At 57.8% G+C, this 20,357-nt stretch carries 19 protein-coding genes and 3 tRNA genes; 12 read left to right on the forward strand and 10 right to left on the reverse strand.

Going from position 1 to position 20,357, the window contains the following annotated elements; genetic code table 11:
• Positions 1-53 precede the first annotated feature (53 nt).
• Together LA321_RS17620 and lrp are read right to left on the reverse strand one after the other, a co-directional pair.
• On the reverse strand, positions 54-2,558 hold the full coding sequence (locus LA321_RS17620; protein ID WP_042069612.1) for a DNA translocase FtsK: 2,505 nt from the start codon (positions 2,556-2,558) through the stop codon (positions 54-56).
• Between the two features lie 202 nt (positions 2,559-2,760).
• Positions 2,761-3,252 (reverse strand): leucine-responsive transcriptional regulator Lrp, encoded by a 492-nt coding sequence (gene lrp, locus LA321_RS17625; RefSeq protein ID WP_005300047.1) that lies wholly within the window; start codon positions 3,250-3,252, stop codon positions 2,761-2,763.
• Positions 3,253-3,401: 149 nt separating this feature from the next.
• Between lrp and ald the strand changes: the two genes are divergently transcribed.
• The 3 genes from ald (at position 3,402) to LA321_RS17640 (ending at position 6,963) form a co-directional block, all read left to right on the forward strand.
• Entirely contained in the window at positions 3,402-4,517 is a 1,116-nt protein-coding gene (gene ald / locus LA321_RS17630; RefSeq protein ID WP_042069613.1) for an alanine dehydrogenase, read from the forward strand.
• Positions 4,518-4,701: 184 nt separating this feature from the next.
• Complete coding sequence (gene trxB, locus LA321_RS17635) at positions 4,702-5,652, forward strand: thioredoxin-disulfide reductase (protein WP_026456807.1); 951 nt, start codon at positions 4,702-4,704, stop codon at positions 5,650-5,652.
• Between the two features lie 63 nt (positions 5,653-5,715).
• Complete coding sequence (locus tag LA321_RS17640; RefSeq protein WP_042069614.1) at positions 5,716-6,963, forward strand: diguanylate cyclase domain-containing protein; 1,248 nt, start codon at positions 5,716-5,718, stop codon at positions 6,961-6,963.
• A gap of 81 nt (positions 6,964-7,044) precedes the next feature.
• On the opposite strand, the gene LA321_RS17645 is transcribed toward LA321_RS17640, so the two are convergent.
• Positions 7,045-7,518, reverse strand: coding sequence for an outer membrane lipoprotein (locus tag LA321_RS17645; RefSeq protein WP_042069615.1), 474 nt, complete (start codon positions 7,516-7,518; stop codon positions 7,045-7,047).
• Between the two features lie 19 nt (positions 7,519-7,537).
• Between LA321_RS17645 and aat the strand changes: the two genes are divergently transcribed.
• The 3 genes from aat to infA all read left to right on the forward strand — a co-directional run bounded on the left by aat (position 7,538) and on the right by infA (position 9,245).
• On the forward strand, positions 7,538-8,245 hold the full coding sequence (gene aat, locus LA321_RS17650) for a leucyl/phenylalanyl-tRNA--protein transferase (protein WP_042069617.1): 708 nt from the start codon (positions 7,538-7,540) through the stop codon (positions 8,243-8,245).
• Positions 8,242-8,958: an arginyltransferase gene (locus LA321_RS17655; protein ID WP_042029221.1), complete on the forward strand. Its 717-nt coding sequence runs from the start codon at positions 8,242-8,244 to the stop codon at positions 8,956-8,958. The genes aat and LA321_RS17655 overlap by 4 nt, the downstream gene beginning before the upstream one ends.
• A 68-nt stretch (positions 8,959-9,026) precedes the next feature.
• Positions 9,027-9,245 (forward strand): translation initiation factor IF-1, encoded by a 219-nt coding sequence (infA, locus tag LA321_RS17660; protein ID WP_005300033.1) that lies wholly within the window; start codon positions 9,027-9,029, stop codon positions 9,243-9,245.
• A 68-nt stretch (positions 9,246-9,313) separates the two neighbouring features.
• Here infA and clpA read toward each other — a convergent pair whose 3' ends face one another.
• Both clpA and clpS read right to left on the reverse strand, forming a co-directional pair.
• Positions 9,314-11,569, reverse strand: coding sequence for an ATP-dependent Clp protease ATP-binding subunit ClpA (clpA, locus tag LA321_RS17665; protein WP_042069618.1), 2,256 nt, complete (start codon positions 11,567-11,569; stop codon positions 9,314-9,316).
• Between the two features lie 59 nt (positions 11,570-11,628).
• On the reverse strand, positions 11,629-11,946 hold the full coding sequence (gene clpS, locus LA321_RS17670) for an ATP-dependent Clp protease adapter ClpS (protein WP_042069619.1): 318 nt from the start codon (positions 11,944-11,946) through the stop codon (positions 11,629-11,631).
• Positions 11,947-12,174: 228 nt separating this feature from the next.
• On the opposite strand from clpS, the gene cspD reads away from it, so the two are divergent.
• A complete protein-coding gene (gene cspD / locus LA321_RS17675; protein ID WP_010674510.1) occupies positions 12,175-12,393 on the forward strand; it encodes a cold shock-like protein CspD in 219 nt (72 codons plus the stop codon).
• A 127-nt stretch (positions 12,394-12,520) separates the two neighbouring features.
• Here cspD and folD read toward each other — a convergent pair whose 3' ends face one another.
• Positions 12,521-13,375 (reverse strand): bifunctional methylenetetrahydrofolate dehydrogenase/methenyltetrahydrofolate cyclohydrolase FolD, encoded by an 855-nt coding sequence (gene folD / locus LA321_RS17680; protein ID WP_042069621.1) that lies wholly within the window; start codon positions 13,373-13,375, stop codon positions 12,521-12,523.
• A gap of 214 nt (positions 13,376-13,589) precedes the next feature.
• On the opposite strand from folD, the gene LA321_RS17685 reads away from it, so the two are divergent.
• The 4 genes from LA321_RS17685 to LA321_RS17700 all read left to right on the forward strand — a co-directional run bounded on the left by LA321_RS17685 (position 13,590) and on the right by LA321_RS17700 (position 15,603).
• A tRNA-Pro gene (locus LA321_RS17685) sits at positions 13,590-13,666 on the forward strand.
• A gap of 36 nt (positions 13,667-13,702) precedes the next feature.
• Positions 13,703-13,779: transfer RNA gene (locus LA321_RS17690), tRNA-Arg, on the forward strand.
• A gap of 48 nt (positions 13,780-13,827) precedes the next feature.
• Positions 13,828-13,903: transfer RNA gene (locus LA321_RS17695), tRNA-His, on the forward strand.
• A gap of 536 nt (positions 13,904-14,439) precedes the next feature.
• Positions 14,440-15,603: a trans-sulfuration enzyme family protein gene (locus LA321_RS17700; RefSeq protein WP_042069622.1), complete on the forward strand. Its 1,164-nt coding sequence runs from the start codon at positions 14,440-14,442 to the stop codon at positions 15,601-15,603.
• A gap of 73 nt (positions 15,604-15,676) precedes the next feature.
• Here LA321_RS17700 and LA321_RS17705 read toward each other — a convergent pair whose 3' ends face one another.
• The 3 genes from LA321_RS17705 to LA321_RS17715 all read right to left on the reverse strand — a co-directional run bounded on the left by LA321_RS17705 (position 15,677) and on the right by LA321_RS17715 (position 18,940).
• Positions 15,677-17,338 (reverse strand): AMP-binding protein, encoded by a 1,662-nt coding sequence (locus tag LA321_RS17705; RefSeq protein WP_042069625.1) that lies wholly within the window; start codon positions 17,336-17,338, stop codon positions 15,677-15,679.
• 98 nt (positions 17,339-17,436) lie between these two features.
• Positions 17,437-17,715 carry a YfcL family protein gene (locus LA321_RS17710; RefSeq protein WP_042029226.1) on the reverse strand — a complete coding sequence of 93 codons (279 nt, stop codon included), beginning with the start codon at positions 17,713-17,715 and terminating at the stop codon, positions 17,437-17,439.
• A gap of 109 nt (positions 17,716-17,824) precedes the next feature.
• The gene (locus LA321_RS17715; protein ID WP_042069626.1) at positions 17,825-18,940 is read right to left on the reverse strand and encodes an ATP-NAD kinase family protein; all 1,116 of its coding nucleotides are present in this window, start codon (positions 18,938-18,940) and stop codon (positions 17,825-17,827) included.
• A gap of 109 nt (positions 18,941-19,049) precedes the next feature.
• Between LA321_RS17715 and LA321_RS17720 the strand changes: the two genes are divergently transcribed.
• The gene (locus tag LA321_RS17720; protein ID WP_042069628.1) at positions 19,050-19,778 is read left to right on the forward strand and encodes a TerC family protein; all 729 of its coding nucleotides are present in this window, start codon (positions 19,050-19,052) and stop codon (positions 19,776-19,778) included.
• 82 nt (positions 19,779-19,860) lie between these two features.
• Here LA321_RS17720 and LA321_RS17725 read toward each other — a convergent pair whose 3' ends face one another.
• Positions 19,861-20,349 (reverse strand): OmpA family protein, encoded by a 489-nt coding sequence (locus LA321_RS17725; protein ID WP_042069630.1) that lies wholly within the window; start codon positions 20,347-20,349, stop codon positions 19,861-19,863.
• Positions 20,350-20,357: the final 8 nt, after the last annotated feature.

Below are 20,357 nucleotides of genomic sequence, written 5' to 3' on the forward strand. Positions count from 1 at the left end.
CTCGATAAAAGGCCACGCCCGGTGAGGGCATGGCCAGGATTGTAGGATGAGACTCAGTCACGTACCGGTGGTGGCGCCAACACGTCGCGCTGGCCATTGCCACCCGGCGAGCTGACGATGCCCTGGTTTTCCATCTGCTCGATGAGACGGGCCGCCCGGTTGTAACCGATCTTGAACTTGCGCTGTACGCTGGAGGTGGAACCGCGGCGCGACTCCACCACGAAGGCCACCGCCTCGTCGAACAGGGGATCGAGCTCTTCGTCGCCACCACCGCCATATTCGCCGCTGCCACCTTCGCCGCCCGACTCTCCGGAGAGGATCTCGTCGATATAATCCGGCTCGCCGCGCAGTTTCCAGTCCGCCACCACCTTGTGTACCTCGTGGTCATCGACGAAAGCGCCGTGAACCCGGGTCGGGTTGGAGGTACCGGCCGGCATGTAGAGCATGTCGCCCATGCCGAGCAGGGATTCGGCGCCCCCCTGATCCAGGATGGTACGCGAATCGATCTTGCTCGATACCTGGAACGAGATGCGGGTCGGAATGTTGGCCTTGATAAGACCGGTGATCACATCCACCGACGGACGCTGGGTCGCGAGGATCAGGTGAATACCGGCCGCCCGCGCCTTCTGGGCGATACGGGCAATGAGCTCTTCCACCTTCTTGCCGACGATCATCATCATGTCGGCAAACTCGTCCACCACCACCACGATGTGGGGCAGTTTTTCAAGCTCGGGCGGGGTTTCGTCCATGGAGTCACCCGGGCGCCACAGCGGATCCAGCAGGGGATCGCCCGCCTCGATGGCCGCCAGTACCTTGTCGTTGTAGCCCTTGAGGTTGCGCACCCCGACCGCCGACATCAGCTTGTAACGACGCTCCATCTCGCCCACACACCAGCGCAGGGCATTGGCGGCGTCCTTCATGTCGGTGACCACCTCGGTCAACAGATGGGGAATGCCTTCGTAGACCGACAGCTCCAGCATCTTGGGGTCGATCATGATGAAACGCAGATCTTCAGGTGATGACTTGTAGAGCATGGAGATGATCATGGTGTTCACCCCCACCGACTTGCCCGAGCCGGTAGTACCGGCCACCAGCAAGTGCGGCATCTTGGCAAGGTTCACCACCACGGGGGAGCCGGCGATGTCCTGGCCAAGGCCCATGGTCAACGGATTGTGGCTGTCGCGGAAGGCTTCGCAATCGAGGGTCTCGCGCAGGTATACGGTCTGGCGTACCCGGTTGGGCAGTTCGATCCCCACATAGGTCTTGCCCGGGATCACCTCGACCACCCGCACGCTGCTGGCCGACAGAGAGCGGGCCAGATCGCGAGACAGGTTGGTGATCTTGCTCGCCTTCATGCCAGGGGCCAGATCCAGTTCGAAACGGGTGATGACGGGGCCCGGATAGACGCCGACCACCTTGGCCTGCACGTTGTAGTCGGCGAGTTTCGCCTCCACCAGACGGCCCATGCGTTCCAGCTCGTCCTTGCTCATCATCTGGGTTCTGGCAGGGGGACGATCCAGCAGCTCGAGACTCGGCAGTGGCGGCAGGTTGGCCTGCACGCGGCGCTTGGGTTTGCCGGGCGTGGCGGCAACCGGCGCGGCCGGCTCCTCGTCATCCCCTTCCGCCCAGGGCAGGTCGAGATCATCATCGCCATCGGCCATTGCCAGCGCGGGCTGACGACGGGCATTGGCGGCGACGCTGCGCTTGGGCTTGGGTGCAGGTTCATCTTCATCATCAAACCGGGGTTCGAACTCGAAGGTGTCGTCATCGAGCTCCGGCAGCCACTCTTCCTGTGACGCTTTCTGGTGTTTCCCCTTGGGACGACGACCCCAGTTGCTGTGCGGCTCGGCGTCGTCCTCCTCATCAAAGGCGATGTTGCCGACATTCCCTTCCAGCAGTGGATCCGGCCCCTCGTTGCGAGGCTGGCGCCAGCCGCCGGTCAACCAGCGACTCAGGGTCGTCGGGAAGTGATAGATGGCGCCGACCGACCCGGTGCAGGCGGCACCGATCCGCTCCACGATGGTGAGCCAGGACCAGCCGGTAAACAGGGTGATGCCGGTCGCCACGAAACAGAGCAACAGCAGGTTGGCCCCGACGCCGCCAAACAGCGGCACCACGGCGGTGGCGATCACATCCCCCACCAGACCACCGGCGGAGAAATTCTGCATGTCATTGAAATTCATGCTGGCAATGGCCGACATGCCGAGCACGGTGAGGATGAAACCGATGACTCGCACCCCCAGGGTGAGGTAATCCACATCGAGCAGACGACTTGGGCGCCACAACAGGCTCCAGCCCAGCAGCACAACCAGAGGAGGAACCAAGTAGGAGAAGGCCCCGAAGGTGAACATGGTGATATCGGCCAGCCAGGCCCCGGCGCTACCGGCGAGGTTTTTCACCTCCCCTTGCCAGGAGGTTTGGGACCAGCCGGGATCGGCAGGGTGGTAGGACAACAGGGCAAGCAGAAGATAGGCAGCCATCAGGGTGATGGCGATCAAGACGGCTTCGAAGATCCGTTGTGTACCTGATAAAGGAGTAAACAGCTTTTTATCGGCCAAACTCCGGCTCCTTTCTGAAAACATGTAATGCAGGAAATAAGGGGGGCTAGTATCCCCGAAAAGCCCACCGATTGTCAGCCCGTGTCTGCTATGGGCACGCCATCTTTGCACGCCGTGCAACAAGAAGAAACGAGCGGACCGGCCGCTCGTTTCTGACTGTTATGGTGTCTCATATGGATAAGATACCACAGCATAACCTGCTTTATCGGGTGCTGATCACCAGACGACTGCTCTGTTTGACCTCTTCCATCACCACGTAGGTGCGGGTGTCGTTGACACCAGGCAAGCGCAGCAGGGTCTCCCCCAGCAGCCGGCGGTAAGCCGACATGTCGCTCACCCGGGTCTTGAGCAGATAATCGAAATCACCGGATACCAGGTGACACTCCTGGATCTCTTCGAGCACCTGAACGGCCTTGTTGAACTGTTCGAACACATCGGGCGCCCCACGGTTGAGGGTGATCTCGACGAAGACCAGCAAAGAGGCATCCAGGTAGTGAGGGTTCAGAATGGCGGCATATCCTTCGATATAACCCTGTCGCTCGAGGCGACGAACCCGTTCCAGACACGGTGTGGGACTCAGGCCAACTCGTTTGGACAACTCAACGTTCGAAATCCTGCCATCCTTTTGCAGTTCATTCAGAATGTTGCGGTCAATCCTGTCCAAATCCTTTAGCCGACTCTTAGCTTCCATCATTTTATTCCATCCTTTGGCTATTTTTTGGTAAGAATCACCAGTCATTTTATAATTATGGTCACAAATCCTGTCAATACCTGAATATACTAGGCGCAAATGTTATTAACATTTAAGCAACATAAAACACCAATCGATAGACGAGGGATAGCATGATTATCGGTGTACCGAAAGAGATAAAAAACCATGAATATCGCGTAGGCATGGTTCCGGCCAGTGTACGTGAACTGACAGCACGAAACCACACTGTTTTCGTCCAAAGCGGTGCCGGAAACGGCATTGGCTTTAGCGATGCAGATTATATGGCTGCCGGCGCCGATATTTTGGCCACTGCCGCCGAGGTTTTCGCCAAGGCCGAGATGATCGTCAAGGTCAAGGAGCCCCAGCCAATCGAGTGCGCCATGTTGCGCCCGGGTCAGACCCTCTTTACCTACCTGCATCTGGCGCCGGATCTGCCACAAACCGAAGCCTTGCTGAAAAGTGGTGCCATCTGCATCGCTTACGAGACGGTCACCGATGGTCGTGGTGGCTTGCCCCTGCTGGCCCCTATGTCGGAAGTCGCGGGTCGCATGTCCATTCAGGCGGGCGCCCAGGCACTGGAGAAATCCCGCGGTGGTAGCGGCGTGCTGCTCGGTGGCGTGCCCGGCGTAGAACCGGCCAAGGTGGTGATCATCGGGGGTGGTGTAGTGGGTTCCAACGCGGCCCGCATGGCCATCGGCCTGCGCGCAGATGTCACCATTCTTGACAACAACATCGATGCCCTGCGCCGACTCGACAACGAGTTCCAGGGATCAGCCAAGGTGGTCTACTCCAACAGCGAAACCCTGGAGCGTCATCTGCTGGCAGCGGATCTGGTCATTGGTGGCGTGCTGGTGCCGGGTGCTACTGCGCCAAAACTTGTCAACCGTGACCACATTGCGCGCATGAAGCCGGGCTCGGCCATCGTCGACGTGGCCATCGATCAGGGCGGCTGCGTGGAGACCTCCCACCCCACCACTCACGAAGATCCCACCTTTATCGTCGATGACGTGGTGCACTACTGCGTGGCCAACATGCCGGGCGCCGTGGCGCGTACCTCGACCGTAGCCCTCAACAATGCCACCCTGCCCTTCATCATCAAACTGGCGCAGCAAGGGTATCGTCAGGCGCTGCTGGCAGACTCCAATCTGCTGCATGGTCTCAACGTGATGGAAGGCAAGCTGACCTGCAAGGAGGTCGCCGTGGCTCATGGCCTTGTCTACACGGATCCCCTGACCCTGCTGAACTGATCTGCTCGATTTTCCCAAGAGACGATGAGTGAGAATCCGCCCGCGATGGGCGGTTTTTTTTATTTCCCAAACCCGCCCCGCCGCTCATACGTGCACGATTAAAACAATCGACTCACTGGCCTTTGACCCCTTATCACGAATTACCTACAATCGCGCAAACTCATTACGTCTCGGAAATTACATCATGAGCCAAGTCACTCACAGCAAACTGCTGATCCTGGGCTCCGGCCCGGCCGGTTACACCGCTGCCGTCTATGCCGCCCGCGCCAATCTCAATCCCCTGCTCATCACCGGTATGCAACAAGGCGGTCAGCTGACCACCACCACAGAAGTGGAGAACTGGCCTGGCGATCCCGAAGGCCTCACTGGCCCTGCCCTGATGGAGCGCATGAAAGAGCATGCGGAGAAGTTTGATACCCGCATCCTGTTCGATCACATCAACGAGGTGGAGCTGACCCAGCGCCCGTTCCGTCTCAAGGGTGACAACGGCGAGTACACCTGCGATGCCCTTATCATCGCCACCGGTGCCTCCGCCAAGTATCTGGGCCTGCCCTCCGAAGAGGCGTTCAAGGGGCGCGGCGTCTCTGCCTGCGCCACCTGTGATGGTTTCTTCTATCGCAATCAGGAAGTGGCGGTGATCGGGGGTGGCAACACCGCCGTGGAAGAGGCGCTCTATCTGGCCAACATCGCCAAGAAGGTGCACCTCATTCACCGCCGCGACGAGTTCCGTGCCGAGAAGATCCTGATCAAGCGCCTGCATGACAAGGTAGCCAGCGGTAATATCGTACTGCACACCCACCAGACCCTGGACGAAGTGCTGGGCGATCAGATGGGGGTCACCGGCGTGCGCCTGCGCAACACCCAGGACGACACCACCTCCGAACTGGCACTGATGGGCGTCTTCATCGCCATCGGTCACCAGCCCAACACCCAGATCTTCGACGGCCAGCTGGAGATGCAAAACGGCTATCTGAAAGTTCGTGGTGGCCTCGACGGCTTTGCCACCCAGACCAGCATCGAAGGGGTCTTTGCCGCCGGTGACGTGGCCGACCACACCTACCGTCAGGCCATCACCTCCGCCGGTACCGGCTGTATGGCGGCCCTCGATGCAGAACGCTATCTCGACGCACAATAAACGCGCTCCATATGTGATATAAGGCATACCCTCGGGTATGCCTTTTTCATATGTAGGAGTCTAATGAAGCAGAAGATATTGATAGTCGAAGACAGCCTGACCATACGTCGCATGCTGACTCAAGCCATTGCCCAGCAAACCGGTCTTGAGATTGATGCCTTCGACACCCTGGAAGGCGCCCGTCATTGCCGGGGAGAAGAGTATGTGGTGGCGTTGGTGGACTTGACGCTGCCGGATGCCCCAAGCGGAGAAGCCGTCAGCGCACTGCTGGCCCGTGGCCTGCCGGTGGTGATCCTCACCGCCGACATCAGCGAGGACAAGCGCAGCGCCTGGCTGGAAACCGGGGTGCTGGATTATGTGATGAAGGATTCGCGCCACTCGCTGCAATATGCGGTCAGCCTGGTGCATCGCCTCTATCTCAACCAGGCCATCGAGGTACTGGTCGTCGATGATTCGCGCACCTCCCGCCATCGCACCATGACTCAGCTGCGCAAACAGTTGCTGCAGGTTCATGAGGCGAGCCACGCCCGTGAAGCGCTGACCATGCTGGAGCAACACCCGGGCATTCGCTTGGCGCTGGTTGACTACTATATGCCGGATATCGACGGGATCAGCCTGGTACGTATGCTGCGCGAGCGCTACAGCAAGCAGCAACTGGCCATCATAGGGATCTCGGTCTCCGACAAGCGGGGGCTGTCAGCCCGCTACCTCAAGCAAGGCGCCAACGACTTCCTCAACCAGCCGTTCGAGCCGGAAGAGCTGCAGTGCCGGGTCAGCCACAATCTGGAGGCGCTCGAGCAGTTCAACAGCATTCAGGAGTCGGCCAATCGCGACTACCTGACTGGCCTGTACAACCGGCGTTACTGGTTCAATGAAGGGCAGAAATGGTTCGAAGAGCATCAGCGCCAACAGACCCAGCTCGCGCTCTGTGTACTCGATGTGGATCACTTCAAACAGGTCAATGATCACTGGGGCCATGCCATCGGCGATCAGCTGCTCTGCCACCTCACCCGCTTGATGACCCAGTTCTTCCCCGATGCCATGATTGCCCGTTTTGGGGGGGAAGAGTTTGCACTCATGGTCCCGCACTGCACCGTGAGTGTCCTTAACAAACGGCTGGAAGGGCTGCGTCAGCAGTTGCGCCAGCAACCTCTTTCCAAGGAGCATCCCCTCTTCGTGCGCGCCAGTTACGGCGTGATCAATGTCGGGCGGAGTTCCATGGACGAGGCACTGAGCGAAGCGGATCGCCTGCTGTACCAGGCGAAAAATACCGGTCGCGATAAAATCGTGTCTCAGGACCCAGCTGCCTGACCGGCAAGCAGTGAGTCCCGTGTGTTACCGCCCGACAGATTTTCTCTCCGAAAATCTGTCGGTTGTTTTTCAGCCCCTCTCTCAAAACGTCTTGTCGACCCGCACACCGTCATCGAAATAGAGAATGCGGACCTTGTCCCCCTTCATGAACACCATGGCGGGATCATAATCCTGGATCACGTTGACCAGCCCATTCTGTTCATTGCGAATGAGCAGTTCCACCAGCTTGTTTTCCACCACGCTGCCATCGGACGACTGATACTGCTGCGCCATGGCGGCCCCCGCCAGCGCCCCCACTGCAGTCGCAATTTCCCGGCCATGGCCGCCGCCAAACTGGTTGCCAAGTAGCCCACCCAGCACGGCGCCCCCCAGGGTTTTCCAGCCGGAGTGCTCGGATTCCAGGATCTGGCGCTGGGTAATGTTGCGCACCGTATCCACTTCGCCAAATACCACCTGATTCACGGGCCTGGCGCTATTGCGCTCATACACAGCAGCCCAGGCTGGCGCAGTGACAAACCAGATCAAGCTGGATACTATCAGGATAATGCCCTTCATCTGTGAACCTCGTTGCCTAATGTCTCGCTATCTTACCCAACTGGATGATGAGCTCTGCTGGTTTCCCGACCCAAAGCATGCCCTGGAAGAGCCCAACGGCCTGCTGGCGATTGGGGGCGATCTCTCCCCGACGCGCTTGCTGGCAGCTTACCACAAGGGGATCTTCCCGTGGAATGAGCCCCACCAGCCGACGCTCTGGTGGTCACCGGATCCCCGGGGGGTGATCCGGCCAGAGCAACTGCACATAGGACGCACCCTGCAAAAAGTGCTGCGCCGCACGTCATTCGATATTTCCGTCAATCGCGCCTTTAATGAGGTAATCACCGCCTGCGCCGCACCGCGGCGCACTGCCGATGAGACCTGGATCAGCAGGCCCATGATCGAGGCTTATCAGCAACTTCATCGCCTGGGTCATGCCCACTCCATCGAGATCTGGCAAGAAGGACGGCTGCAGGCGGGATTGTACGGACTCTCGATTGGCCGACTGTTCTGTGGCGAGTCCATGTTCAGCTACATCGACAATGGCGCCAAACTGGCCATGGTGGCCCTCTGTCGTCACTTTGCTCGTCATGGGGGTGAACTTGTCGATTGCCAGATGCAGAACCCGTTTCTCGCCACTCTGGGTATTGAAGAGTGGCCAAGAGCCCGCTTTCTGAAAGCACTGGCAGTACTGGAGCAACAAACATTGGCGGCGACATGCTGGCACAAGGGGGAGATCAGCCTATGACGGAAGAAGTGATCCTCAAAGTAGGGCTCACCCCGAAACACCCTTGCAGTTATCTTGACAAGGAGCAGGAACAGTTGCTGGTGCTGATGGACCACTCCCTGCTCAATGCCAGCGGCTATGAGCGCCTGCTGACCGCAGGATTTCGCCGCAGTGGCAACGACATCTATCGCCCCCACTGCCCCGCTTGCCATGCCTGCCAATCTCTTCGCATTCACAGCGAACTGTTTCGCCCCAGCCGCGGGCAAAAGCGGATCCGCCAGCTCAACAGGGATATCGACATCGTGTTGAGCTACGATGACAAACCCGAATATTACCTGCTCTACGAGCGCTACATCCGGGAGCGCCACCGCGATGGCAGCATGTATCCCCCCAATCGCAACCAGTATCGCGGTTTTCTCCACTGCGACTGGATGCCTCCTCTTTTTCTGGAAATGCGCAAGGAAGGGCGGCTCATCGGGGTAGCCACTACGGATCTGCTGCCTCACTCCCTGAGCGCCATGTATACCTTTTTCGACCCCGATTACGCCGACCGCTCTCTGGGCACCTTTGCCATCCTGAGCCAGCTCGATCTCGCCAGACGCACGGGGCGTAACTGGCTCTATCTTGGCTATCTGGTAGAAGCGTGTCGCAAGATGAATTACAAGCGCAATTATCTGCCCCATGAGGTGCTAATCCAGGGAGAATGGAAAAATATCGACAGCAAGCCCGAGTAAACTTTACACATAGCCTTAAATCCGGCATGATCCAGCGGTTTTTTGTTGTGGCTTATCAAGAGGATTCAATGGCTAAAGAAGACAGTATTGAGATGCAGGGCACTATTCTCGAAACCCTGCCCAATACCATGTTCCGTGTGGAACTGGAGAATGGTCACGTGGTTATCGCTCATATTTCCGGCAAGATGCGCAAAAACTACATTCGTATCCTGACTGGAGACAAAGTAACGGTAGCACTGACTCCCTACGATCTCTCCAAGGGACGTATTGTTTTCCGCTCTCGCTAAGCCAGGAATTCAGCAAAAAACCCCAACCTTTCGGTTGGGGTTTTTTGTCGTTCTCTAATCACAGATGCTTAGTGGGAAACAGCTTCAACATTGACCTGAAAGTCAAAGCTGAGGCTGTCATCAACCAGCTCAACCTTCACGACCCCACCATCGACCAATGAGCCAAACAGGATCTCGTTGGCCAGGGGTTTCTTGAGGTGCTCCTGGATCACCCTCCCCATCGGTCTGGCCCCCATGGCTCTGTCATATCCCTTCTCGGCCAACCAGTGACGAGCACGTTCTGACACCTCGAGAGAGACTCCTTTCGCATCCAGCTGAACCTGCAACTCGACAATAAACTTGTCGACGACCTGGTGGATCACCGTCATATCCAGATGGTTGAACCAAATGATGTGGTCGAGACGGTTGCGAAACTCCGGGCTGAATGTCTTGTTAATCACCGCCATGGCATCGTGGCTCAGATCCTGCTGCTGGAAACCGATGGACTTGCGTTGGGTTTCCTGCACCCCGGCATTGGTGGTCATCACCAGGATCACATTGCGAAAATCAGCCTTGCGCCCGTTGTTATCGGTCAGGGTCCCGTTGTCCATCACCTGCAGCAACAGGTTGAAGACATCCGGGTGTGCCTTCTCAATCTCGTCGAGCAACACCACTGAGTGAGGGTGCTTGATCACCGCATCGGTCAACAGGCCACCCTGTTCAAACCCGACATAGCCGGGAGGCGCACCGATCAGACGGGAGACTGTGTGGCGCTCCATGTACTCCGACATGTCAAAGCGCAGCATCTCCACCCCGAGGGCCTTGCCCAGTTGCTGGGTCACCTCTGTCTTGCCCACCCCGGTCGGACCGGCAAAGAGGAAACAACCCACTGGGCGACGCTCGTTACCCAATCCCGAACGGGACAAACGGATCGCATCCGTCAGCACTTCGATGGCTTTGTCCTGGCCGAAGACCACCATCTTGAGATTACGCTCCAGATTTTTCAGCACCTCCTTGTCGGAGGAGGAGACTGATTTTTCCGGGATACGGGCAATCTTGGCCACGATGGCTTCTATTTCCTGCACATTGATCACTTTCTTGCGCTTGCTCGCCGACAACAACCGCTGCCCAGCCCCCGCCTCGTCGATCACATCGATGGCTTTATCCGGCAAATGACGATCGTTGATGTATTTGGCCGACAGCTCCACCGCAGCACGGATCGCTTTGACGGTATAACGCACCCCGTGGTGTGCCTCGTAACGACTCTTGAGCCCCATCAGGATACGTGTGGTATCGTCAACGCTCGGCTCGACGATATCGATCTTCTGGAAGCGGCGTGCCAGAGCACGGTCTTTCTCGAAGATCTGGGCATATTCCTGATAGGTGGTTGAACCAACACAGCGCAGCAAACCGTTGGAGAGCAGCGGTTTGATGAGGTTGGCCGCATCCAGCTGGCCACCGGAGGCTGCACCGGCACCTATGATTGTGTGGATCTCGTCGATGAACAGGATGGCCCCTTCCTGGCGTTCAATCTGCTTGAGTAGCACCTTGAGGCGTTTCTCGAAATCGCCGCGGTATTTGGTTCCCGCCAGCAAAGAGCCCATATCAAGCGAGTAAATGGTGCTACCGGCAATCACCTCGGGCACATCCCCCTTGACGATCCGGTAGGCCAGCCCCTCGGCGATGGCGGTCTTGCCGACACCGGCCTCCCCCACCAGCAGAGGATTGTTCTTGCGACGACGACACAACACCTGGATGGTGCGATTCAACTCCTGATCACGACCGATCAGAGGGTCAATGCGCCCCTCCAGCACCAGCTGATTCAGATTGGTCGCAAAACTCTCGATCTGGGCAGCAGATACGTCGTCATCAGACTCAGGATTGCTATTGCTGCCAAGGTCCGGCTTGCTCTCCTTGCGAACGCCATGGGAGAGAAAGTTGACCACGTCGAGACGACTGATCTCGGCTTTTTTCAGGAAGTAAGCAGCTTGCGACTCCTGCTCACTGAAAATGGCGACCAGGACATTGGCACCACTGACTTCGGTGTTGCCCGAAGATTGTACATGGAATACCGCACGCTGAAGCACTCGCTGGAATCCCAGCGTCGGCTGGGTTTCACGATCTTCATCGTCACGGGGAATAAGAGGGGTTGTTTGATTGATGAATGCGCGGATCTCTTTGCGCATCTGCTCGACATCGGCACCACAAGAACTCAGCGCCTCATGGGCTGAGCTGTTATCCAGCAGGGCTAACAACAGGTGCTCGACGGTCATGAATTCGTGGCGCTCGTCACGGGCCAGTTTAAACGCCTCGTTCAGCGTCTTTTCCAGATCTTTATTCAACATAGGCACCTCCCCTAGTACAGCTACAATGTGGTGTCACACTCGCCATCAAGTCATCAGATTCAAGCCTTTTCCATAGTACATAGCAGTGGATGTTCGTGGTTACGTGAATAGGTGTTGACCTGGACTACTTTGGTTTCGGCGATCTCTGCGGTAAACGTGCCACAGATCCCCTTACCACTATAATGCACGCTCAGCATGACCTGAGTTGCCTTGTCCAAATCCATACCAAAGAACTTTTGCAGCACCTCCACCACAAATTCCATCGGTGTGTAGTCATCATTGTTCAACACGACCTTGTACATGGGGGGCGACTGCAGCTTTGTCTTCTCTGCTTCTGCAATCTCTTCATTAGCAAAGAGTTCTTTCTGCTTGCTCATAAGCGCGCTTTGGTACCTCTAGATTACTACCGTCTAACACAAGCTTGTCAATAGACTTGTTAACCAGATCACATCAGCTGTTAACAACTTCTTGACTCGCTCAAAAGTTGGACTAGATTGGTTACTTGCTAATCTGTGCCCGTCTGCTACGGGCTTATGTCCTAGTTATAATGGGCTGGCGCAGGTTACTCAACGACTTCTGGGTAATCAATAAAAGGATGTAGAAGTATGGCAACCGGCACAGTTAAGTGGTTCAACAACGCAAAAGGATTTGGGTTTATCTGTCCGGAAGGAGGTGGTGAAGATATCTTCGCGCACTACTCCACGATTCAAATGGAGGGCTACAAGACCCTGAAAGCGGGTCAGGCCGTCAATTTTGAACTGCAACAGGGGCCGAAAGGAAATCATGCCTCTGTTATTGTGCCAAACGAAGCACAAAATATTTAAAACCATGCGTTGGATAAATAAAAAACCGGTTTCTCCCAGAGAAACCGGTTTTTTATTATCTATACCTGCGACTTCTGTGCTCCACGACTGCCTAGTGCTCTGATCACGGACACCTCATCGGCTGCCTTCAGTCGTGATAGTCGTTACAGGCGATCAGGGTGTTCTCCATCAGGCTGGCGACTGTCATCGGTCCGACACCACCTGGCACAGGCGTGATAAAAGAGGCATGACTGCGCGCCGTTTCAAACTCAACGTCCCCTACCAGAGAGCCATCCGCCAGACGATTGATGCCCACATCGATCACCAGCGCCCCCGGCTTGACCCACTCCCCCGGAATGAAATTGGGCTTGCCGACCGCAACCACCAGCAAATCAGCGCGGCGCACCTGCTCTTCCAGATCGCGGGTAAAACGGTGACAAGTGGTGGTCGTGCACCCCGCCAGCAGCAGCTCCAGGGTCATGGGGCGTCCCACTATGTTGGATGCTCCGACCACCACCGCATGCAGACCATGGGTCTTGACTCCCGTGGTTTCAATCAGTGTCATGATCCCCTTCGGCGTGCAGGGGCGCAGTGCCGGAATACGCTGTGCCAGACGCCCGACATTATAGGGGTGAAAACCATCGACATCCTTGTCGGGGCGGATCCGCTCCAGTACCAGGGTCGTATCGAAGTGGGCCGGCAGCGGCAACTGAACCAGAATGCCATCGACATGAGTATCGTCATTCAGTTGGTCGATCAGCGCCAGCAACTCTTCCTGAGTGGCCGTCGCACTCAAGTCATAAGAGCGGGAGATAAACCCGACTTCTTCACATGCCCGGCGCTTGCTGCCGACATAAACCTGAGAGGCAGGATCCGCCCCCACCAGAATGACGGCCAGCCCCGGCGCCCGTTTCCCTGCTGCCAACCGCTGTTGGACCTGCGCCGCGACCTGGCTGCGAATCGTTTGCGCAACCTGTTTTCCATCTATGATTTTGGCAGACATCGTACTCCACTCACCATGTGTTCAACTGCCGCGCATTGTCGCATTTTTTTAGCCGGGATGTTAGCGGCACAGATAGGTCGCATGACCAGAGGGCAATAAGTAGGCACTTGAATTTACTGGGGGAAAAAGTCGTTGACGCTGGCTCCAACGCTTGGGTATGATGCCCGCCCGTTGCCCAGTACGACTCTTGTCGAGTATGCTGGACGCGGTTTTTCGGTGATTAGCGCAGCCCGGTAGCGCATCTGGTTTGGGACCAGAGGGTCAAAGGTTCGAATCCTTTATCACCGACCAGGTTTGTCAACTTGCCTGCATGGCGGGTTGAGATACGCGCCCTTAGCTCAGTCGGATAGAGCAACGGCCTTCTAAGCCGTGGGTCGCAGGTTCGAATCCTGCAGGGCGCGCCATTGATTCCCCTCTCATAAGGAAGATGGAAATCAATGACAGTTTTAGTGGTGGCTGTAGCTCAGTTGGTAGAGTCCCGGATTGTGATTCCGGTTGTCGTGGGTTCGAGCCCCATCAGCCACCCCATTATCTCTCTGCTCTCGCAATTCATAGCGAGCAGAACGCTCTTCAGAGTGAAACAAAAAAACCGGCCTATGCCGGTTTTTTTTTTGTTTTTGCCCTTCTGCAAAATCAAAGGACTAAGCCCGTTCTTTGCTCTATGTATTCCACCTCATAAAGACACAAAATCATCAATACTCTGAATCTTGTTTCGTTTTTGCTTATAACTCAGAATTATTTGTTGTTTATGTTTTATTACGCAAAACGGTAACCTCTCCCATTCTCACCTACTTCCTATTACCGGACTCGCTATCCCGTCGCTAACTGCACTGCTGCAGCCCATGAACCTGCACTGATGTTCCTGCAGTTCGCAACATCACGCAATCAAGGTCAGGCATTCAAGCCCCATGACTATGCCCAACCGCACTGGTTGTCCTTGACCTTGCCAATCAGGATAGAGCGAGGAGCAAACAAACCATAGACGGACTTCGAGCAACTTGGCTTGCCAACCATAATCACACCTGAATATCTGTGCCAGTTTCTGGCGACCACGGAGTAACACAATGAAATTCAAGACCATGAGCGTGCACAGCGGCCAGCGAATCGATCCCCAGACCGGCGCCCTCACCACCCCCCTCTACCAGAGCAGCACCTTCAGCTACTTCAATGCCCAGGCGGGCAAGGAGCGCTTTGCCGGCCAGGCTCCCGGGTTCATTTACAGCCGCTTTGGCAACCCCACCACTGCCGAGCTGGAGCAGAAGCTGGCAGCGCTGGAAGGCGCCGACGAGGCGCTGGTGGTGGCGAGCGGTATGGCGGCGGTGAGCGCCATCATGTATGCCCTGGCCGATTGCGGCGATGAGGTGGCCTACATAGGCCCCCTCTACGGCGGCACCGATGCGTTTCTCAAACAGACCTTCAGCCGCGCTGGCATCAAGGTCACCGCCTACGAGAGCGATCAGGATCTGCTGGCCAACATCCGCCCCGCCACCAAGGTCGTGTTGTTCGAAACCCTGACCAACCCCACCCTCAAGGTGGTGGACCCGCGAGTGGTGGTTGAGGCGGCCCGCAAGGTGGGCGCCATCAGTGTGTGTGACAACACCTTCCTCACCCCCTATCTGCTGCGCCCACTGGAGCTCGGTGTCGATATCGTGATGCACAGCGGCACCAAATACCTGGGCGGCCACGGCGACATCATCGCCGGTGTGGTGGCCGGATCCCACGCGCTGATGAAATCCATCCGCACCGTGGCACTCAAACATATCGGCTCCCCCATCGGCCCACAGGAGGCCTACCTGCTGCAACGGGGAGTCAAGACCTTGCCGCTGCGCATGGATGCCCACCTGCACAATGCGCAAAGAGTCGCCGAATTTCTGGCCGCTCACCCGGCAGTGAAGAAAGTGATCTACCCGGGGCTGGCCAGCCATCCGGGCCACCCTGCCCTTGGCGCCTTCGCCAGCGGCTTTGGTGGCATGGTGAGCATAGAGCTGGAAGGAGGGTTTGAGCGCTGCGCCACCTTGCTCGACAACTTGCAGCTGTTCGTGCAGGCGGTGAGCCTCGGCGATCTCGAGAGTCTGGCCTGCCATCCGGCCAGCACTACCCATGCCGCCATGGACGAGGCGAGCCGCCTCGCCGCCGGGGTCAATGACGATCTCATCCGCTTCAGCATAGGAGTGGAGGACGCGGACGATCTCATCGCCGATCTGGCGGCGGCGCTCGCCCTCCTTTAACTCTTTTACCTAAAACAAAAACGGCGGCCATCATGGCCGCCGTTTTCACAACGCGATCAGGCGATGTCTGACATTACTCTTCCCACACGATGGAGCGTGAAGGCCACTGCTCGCCGATATCGGCATATTTTTGCTCCAGCAAGTGGCGGCGGATCTTCATGGTGGGAGTGAGCACGCCGTTCTCGATATTCCAGGGTGTCTTCACCACCAGGATGCCACGCAACTTGGCATGAGCCTCCAGCTGATCGTTGACCCGGTTGCGGGCCGCCTCCAGCTGGGCCTCAACCGCTCCCCTGTCCCCCTTCATGGCGCTTTCGGCGAGCTGCACCAGGGCGATGGGTTGCGGCATGCCATAACCAATCACGCACAGCTGCTCGATGATGGACTCCTGCCCAAGCAGCCCCTCGATGGGGACAGGCGCCACATACTTGCCCTTGGCGGTCTTGAACACATCCTTCATCCGCCCCGTGATGGTGAGATACCCCTCCCTGTCCAGCTTGCCCATGTCGCCGGTATGGAGCCAGCCATCCGCATCGATGGCCTCGGCGCTGTGCTCGGGATCCTTGTAGTAGCCCAGCATCATGCCTTCGCAACGACAGAGGATCTCCCCTTCATCGGAGATCTTGATGGTCACGCCAAGCCCCGCCTTGCCGACGGTACCGATCTTGTCGGCCCTGAACGGATAGTTGATGGTGGAGTAGGCATGGTTTTCAGTCATGCCCCAGGCTTCGGTAACATTCAGGCCGATGCTCAGGTACCACTCAAGCAAGGCCGGTGACACAGGTGCCGAGCCGCAGCCCAGCACGCGCGCCTGATCCAGCCCCAGCCCCTTTTGCAACTTGCTCTTGATGAGGCTGGAGACCAACGGGATTTTGAGCAACAAATCGAGTTTCTTCTGTGGCAATTTCTCGAGGATCTTGATGCGGAACATGGCCCACAAGCGCGGCACCGAGATGAACACGGTGGGACGGCAGCGCTTGACGTCATCGATGAAAGTATCGAGGGATTCGGGGAAAGCGATGGTGGCGCCGCCAAACAGGCTACCGCCATAGATGTAGACCCGCTCTGTGATGTGAGCGAGGGGCAAATAGGAGAAGCCGCGATCGGCCTGGGTCAGGCCAACCGTTTCCACCAGCTTCTCGCAAGACCAGGCGTAGCGTTCGACGCTCAGCATGGCCCCTTTCGGCTTGCCGGTACTGCCGGAGGTGTAGACCAGGCTCAGCAAGGAGTCCGGCGCCTGCACCGGGCTGTCGGGAATGGGCTCGTGCGCCTCCAGCAGGTCGTCCCACTGGTGGCTGGCCGGCATGGTGTCATAGGGAAAGGCGATACGCAGCAGATCGGCGGGGACGCCGGCCTCCTGGCTCTTCCAGTCATCCAGCTTGCCGACGAAGATGGCCTTGGCTTCGCTGTGGCGCAGCACATATTCGATGGTATCGACGTTGGCGGTGGGATAGATGGGCACACTCACATACTGCCCCATCTGCATGGCGAGATCGGCGATGAACCACTGGGCACAGTTCTTGGAGAGCAGCGCCACCTTGTCGCCAGCAACCAGCCCCAGATGACGCAGGGCCGTCACCATGCGCCGCGCCTCTTCCGCCACTTCACCCCAGGTGAAGTCGACATATTCGCGGTTGATGGTTTGTCGCAGATAAATCCGATCAGGACACTGCCGCTCCCAGTGATAGAGCATCTCGAGCGGCAGTTTCTTGGCAATATGTGATGTGGAAGCCATAGTTTAATCCCTGAAACAAAAGGCGATACTTATTATTAACCTTTTGATAACTATCAGGGAAGCAGAAACTCATACTTCCGTTTGAAATTTGTTTTTGATCAAGCTTCCGCTTGTTGCTGCAGGCGTTTCCACATGGTCTGCACCAGCTCTTCATCCTGCTCGGAGAGCTCCCCCTGCAAGATGGCCTCGTTGAGACTGCGCAGCACATAGCTCTTGACGTCGCGCACCAGGGTCTTGCCTTCCAGCTCGGCCCGGGCCACCGCCAGCGAGATATGCCCCCGCAAGTATCCTCCGGCAAACAGCTCATCGTCTGTCGCGGTGGCAACCATGTCGTCGATCAGTCCCAACAACTTGTGCTCAAAATCGTGAATCGTCATGTAACGCAGCCTCATTTCCGGGGTTGCCGGCAAAATAATTCGGGGGTATGGAACCGCAATCCGGTTGATTGCGGCTCTCTGGCGCCAGGCCAGCGGCTTCCTTGACGTCCTATTCCGGGTTGGCCACCGGGTAGATGACCTGATCCTTGTATCCCGTGGTGATCCGCAGATAACCACTCAACGCCCGGTTCAATTCGGGATCATCGGTATCCACCAGCAGCGGTCGGCCCTCAAGCGCGGCCAACTTGCTCTTGGTCGCCAGCACCTGGATATTTTCCAGCCCGGCACACCGAATCACCTCTGGACTCAATTGCTGATTTCCGCGCCCGAACAGATGTCCCTGACCGCCTATCAGGGTAATGATCAGACGGCAGCGACGGCCGCAAATCCGGGTCAGGATCTCGGCGGCGGACAGATCCTGCCCGATAAGCCGGCCATTTTCCACCAGATCCACACCGAGCAAGGTATTTTCCAGGCCAAGCTCCGCCATGCAGGCAGCCACCGTGCTGCCAGACCCCATCAGGTAGAGAATATCGGGTTCCATTTGCTCCACAAAACAGGCGGCCAGATCCGCCAGCACCAACTCTTCGGACTCCTTGCCCCCCTGCTTGACCGCCTGTACGTAACGCAGATCGCCTGGCACCAGCAGCTGGCCATAGTGACGGGCACGTACCTTGCCCGCTCGAAATGCCTCTTCATCTATGTCCATCACCTCGGCATCGATAAGGCTGAGCAGCTCCCCTGCGATCATCCGTGCCGCCACCCTGCCCGTCGCGGCAGGGGTCACCCCGTAAACCCCCGAGTGGATCTTGCAGCCCGCCGGAATGCCGAGTACATGGCACGACTCCCCCACCGCCGCACAGATATCCCGCGCCGTGCCATCGCCGCCGGCAAACAGCAACAGATCGACCCCGGCGTCGCGCATCCGCTCGGCCGCCTGACGGGTGTCGGTGGCGCTGGTGGCCTCCCCTTCGGGGTGGTAGACAATCCGGCAGGGCAAGCCAAGAGAATGGGCCAGCGCCTCCCCCATTTCGCCGGCGACCGTCAGCAACTCGAACCGCTCAGTCAGCTCGCACAGTGGCAACAGGGCCTGCCGTGCCCGCTCTTGAGCCTTGGGCACGGCGCCACGAGCAAGCGCCTCTTCCACTACGCCATCACTGCCCTTGAGAGCAACCGCCCCGCCAATGCCGGCAACCGGATTAATGATGAGTCCTAATCGAAACATGCGTCCCTCCCTTGCGATGGCGACCATTCTTATCTTTTCGCCACACTGGGACAAGCGGTCTCCCCCTGTTAAAATGTTCCGTTTCGTTTTTCCCTATCAAGGTGCAATTATGTTGGAATGGGTTCTTGACCCCTCAGCCTGGGTCGCTCTCGCTACTCTTACCCTGCTCGAAATCGTACTTGGCATTGACAATATCATCTTCATCTCCATCCTGGTCGGCCGCCTGCCCGAGGCCCAGCGCCAGAAGGCGCGCATTCTGGGACTGGCACTCGCCATGGGCACCCGCATCCTGCTGCTGCTCTCCCTGGCCTGGGTGATGCGCCTCACCAGCCCGCTCTTCACCGTGCTGGGCGAGGCCATCTCGGGACGCGATCTGATCCTGTTGCTGGGGGGCCTGTTTCTCATCGGCAAGAGCGCCCACGAGATCCACGCCACTCTGGAGGGCGTGGCCGAGCCTGAGAGCACGACGGCCGTCGCCTCCGGCTTTGTCAGCACCCTGCTCCAGATCGCCATCCTCGATATCGTGTTCAGCCTGGATTCCGTCATCACAGCGGTCGGCATGGCGGATCACGTGCCCGTCATGGTGCTGGCCATCATGATCGCCGTCTTCATCATGATGTTCGCCGCCAAGGCCATCGGCGATTTTGTCGACAGCCACCCCACCATCAAGATGCTGGCGCTCTCCTTCCTCACCCTGGTGGGCTTCGCCCTGATGGCGGAAGGGCTGGATGTGCACATTCCGAAGGGGTACATCTACTTCGCCATGGCCTTCTCGCTGGTGGTGGAGATGATCAACATTCGCCTGCGCAGCCACACGGCTGCCAACGGGCAGAAATAGCCATCACGATCGCAGGATCAAAAAGAGCGCCTCCCGGGGCGCTCTTTTGCTATGTACACGACATGTCTGGCTGGCTCTTGCCTTATTCGTTGGCAATCACGATGGCCACCCGACGATTGTCTGCCCGTCCGGCCGAGGTGCGATTGTCGGCTACCGGGGCCGTATCACCACGCCCGCGGACCTCGAGGTTGGCCGGCTTCATCCCCACCGAGACCAGCACATCCGCCACCGACTGGGCCCGTTTCACCGAGAGCTGGCGGTTATAGGCGGCGTTACCCGTGTTGTCGGTATGACCGTCTATCCTGGCCTTGTCGAGGCCCACCTCCAGCAGGGAGCTGCCCAGCGTTTCCACCGCCTGGCGGGTCTGTGGCGTAAGCTTCCCGACGTTGTTGGCAAACAACACCCGGTTGGCAAAATCCAGCGTCCAGCCTTCATCGGTCAGATGAAAACCTTGCTCCTTCAATACCGTCACTTGTTCTTCGGTCAATCCCCTGGGCGGACTCTGACAGCCAGCCAGCAGGGAAAACAGCAGGCCAAGCACGGCGGCCTTGAGGGAGAGGGACATCTTCATTGTTACGA

The organism is Aeromonas enteropelogenes, from assembly GCF_020097295.1.
Classification (GTDB): domain Bacteria; phylum Pseudomonadota; class Gammaproteobacteria; order Enterobacterales; family Aeromonadaceae; genus Aeromonas; species Aeromonas enteropelogenes.

Coding starts and splice junctions, on each gene's coding strand:
- lrp (WP_005300047.1), bottom strand. CDS start 3,252: ATGATGGAAGCTAAGAGTCGGCTAAAGGATTTGGACAGGATTGACCGC.
- ald (WP_042069613.1), top strand. CDS start 3,402: ATGATTATCGGTGTACCGAAAGAGATAAAAAACCATGAATATCGCGTA.
- trxB (WP_026456807.1), top strand. CDS start 4,702: ATGAGCCAAGTCACTCACAGCAAACTGCTGATCCTGGGCTCCGGCCCG.
- LA321_RS17640 (WP_042069614.1), top strand. CDS start 5,716: ATGAAGCAGAAGATATTGATAGTCGAAGACAGCCTGACCATACGTCGC.
- LA321_RS17645 (WP_042069615.1), bottom strand. CDS start 7,518: ATGAAGGGCATTATCCTGATAGTATCCAGCTTGATCTGGTTTGTCACT.
- aat (WP_042069617.1), top strand. CDS start 7,538: ATGTCTCGCTATCTTACCCAACTGGATGATGAGCTCTGCTGGTTTCCC.
- LA321_RS17655 (WP_042029221.1), top strand. CDS start 8,242: ATGACGGAAGAAGTGATCCTCAAAGTAGGGCTCACCCCGAAACACCCT.
- infA (WP_005300033.1), top strand. CDS start 9,027: ATGGCTAAAGAAGACAGTATTGAGATGCAGGGCACTATTCTCGAAACC.
- clpA (WP_042069618.1), bottom strand. CDS start 11,569: ATGTTGAATAAAGATCTGGAAAAGACGCTGAACGAGGCGTTTAAACTG.
- clpS (WP_042069619.1), bottom strand. CDS start 11,946: ATGAGCAAGCAGAAAGAACTCTTTGCTAATGAAGAGATTGCAGAAGCA.
- cspD (WP_010674510.1), top strand. CDS start 12,175: ATGGCAACCGGCACAGTTAAGTGGTTCAACAACGCAAAAGGATTTGGG.
- folD (WP_042069621.1), bottom strand. CDS start 13,375: ATGTCTGCCAAAATCATAGATGGAAAACAGGTTGCGCAAACGATTCGC.
- LA321_RS17700 (WP_042069622.1), top strand. CDS start 14,440: ATGAAATTCAAGACCATGAGCGTGCACAGCGGCCAGCGAATCGATCCC.
- LA321_RS17705 (WP_042069625.1), bottom strand. CDS start 17,338: ATGGCTTCCACATCACATATTGCCAAGAAACTGCCGCTCGAGATGCTC.
- LA321_RS17710 (WP_042029226.1), bottom strand. CDS start 17,715: ATGACGATTCACGATTTTGAGCACAAGTTGTTGGGACTGATCGACGAC.
- LA321_RS17715 (WP_042069626.1), bottom strand. CDS start 18,940: ATGTTTCGATTAGGACTCATCATTAATCCGGTTGCCGGCATTGGCGGG.
- LA321_RS17720 (WP_042069628.1), top strand. CDS start 19,050: ATGTTGGAATGGGTTCTTGACCCCTCAGCCTGGGTCGCTCTCGCTACT.
- LA321_RS17725 (WP_042069630.1), bottom strand. CDS start 20,349: ATGAAGATGTCCCTCTCCCTCAAGGCCGCCGTGCTTGGCCTGCTGTTT.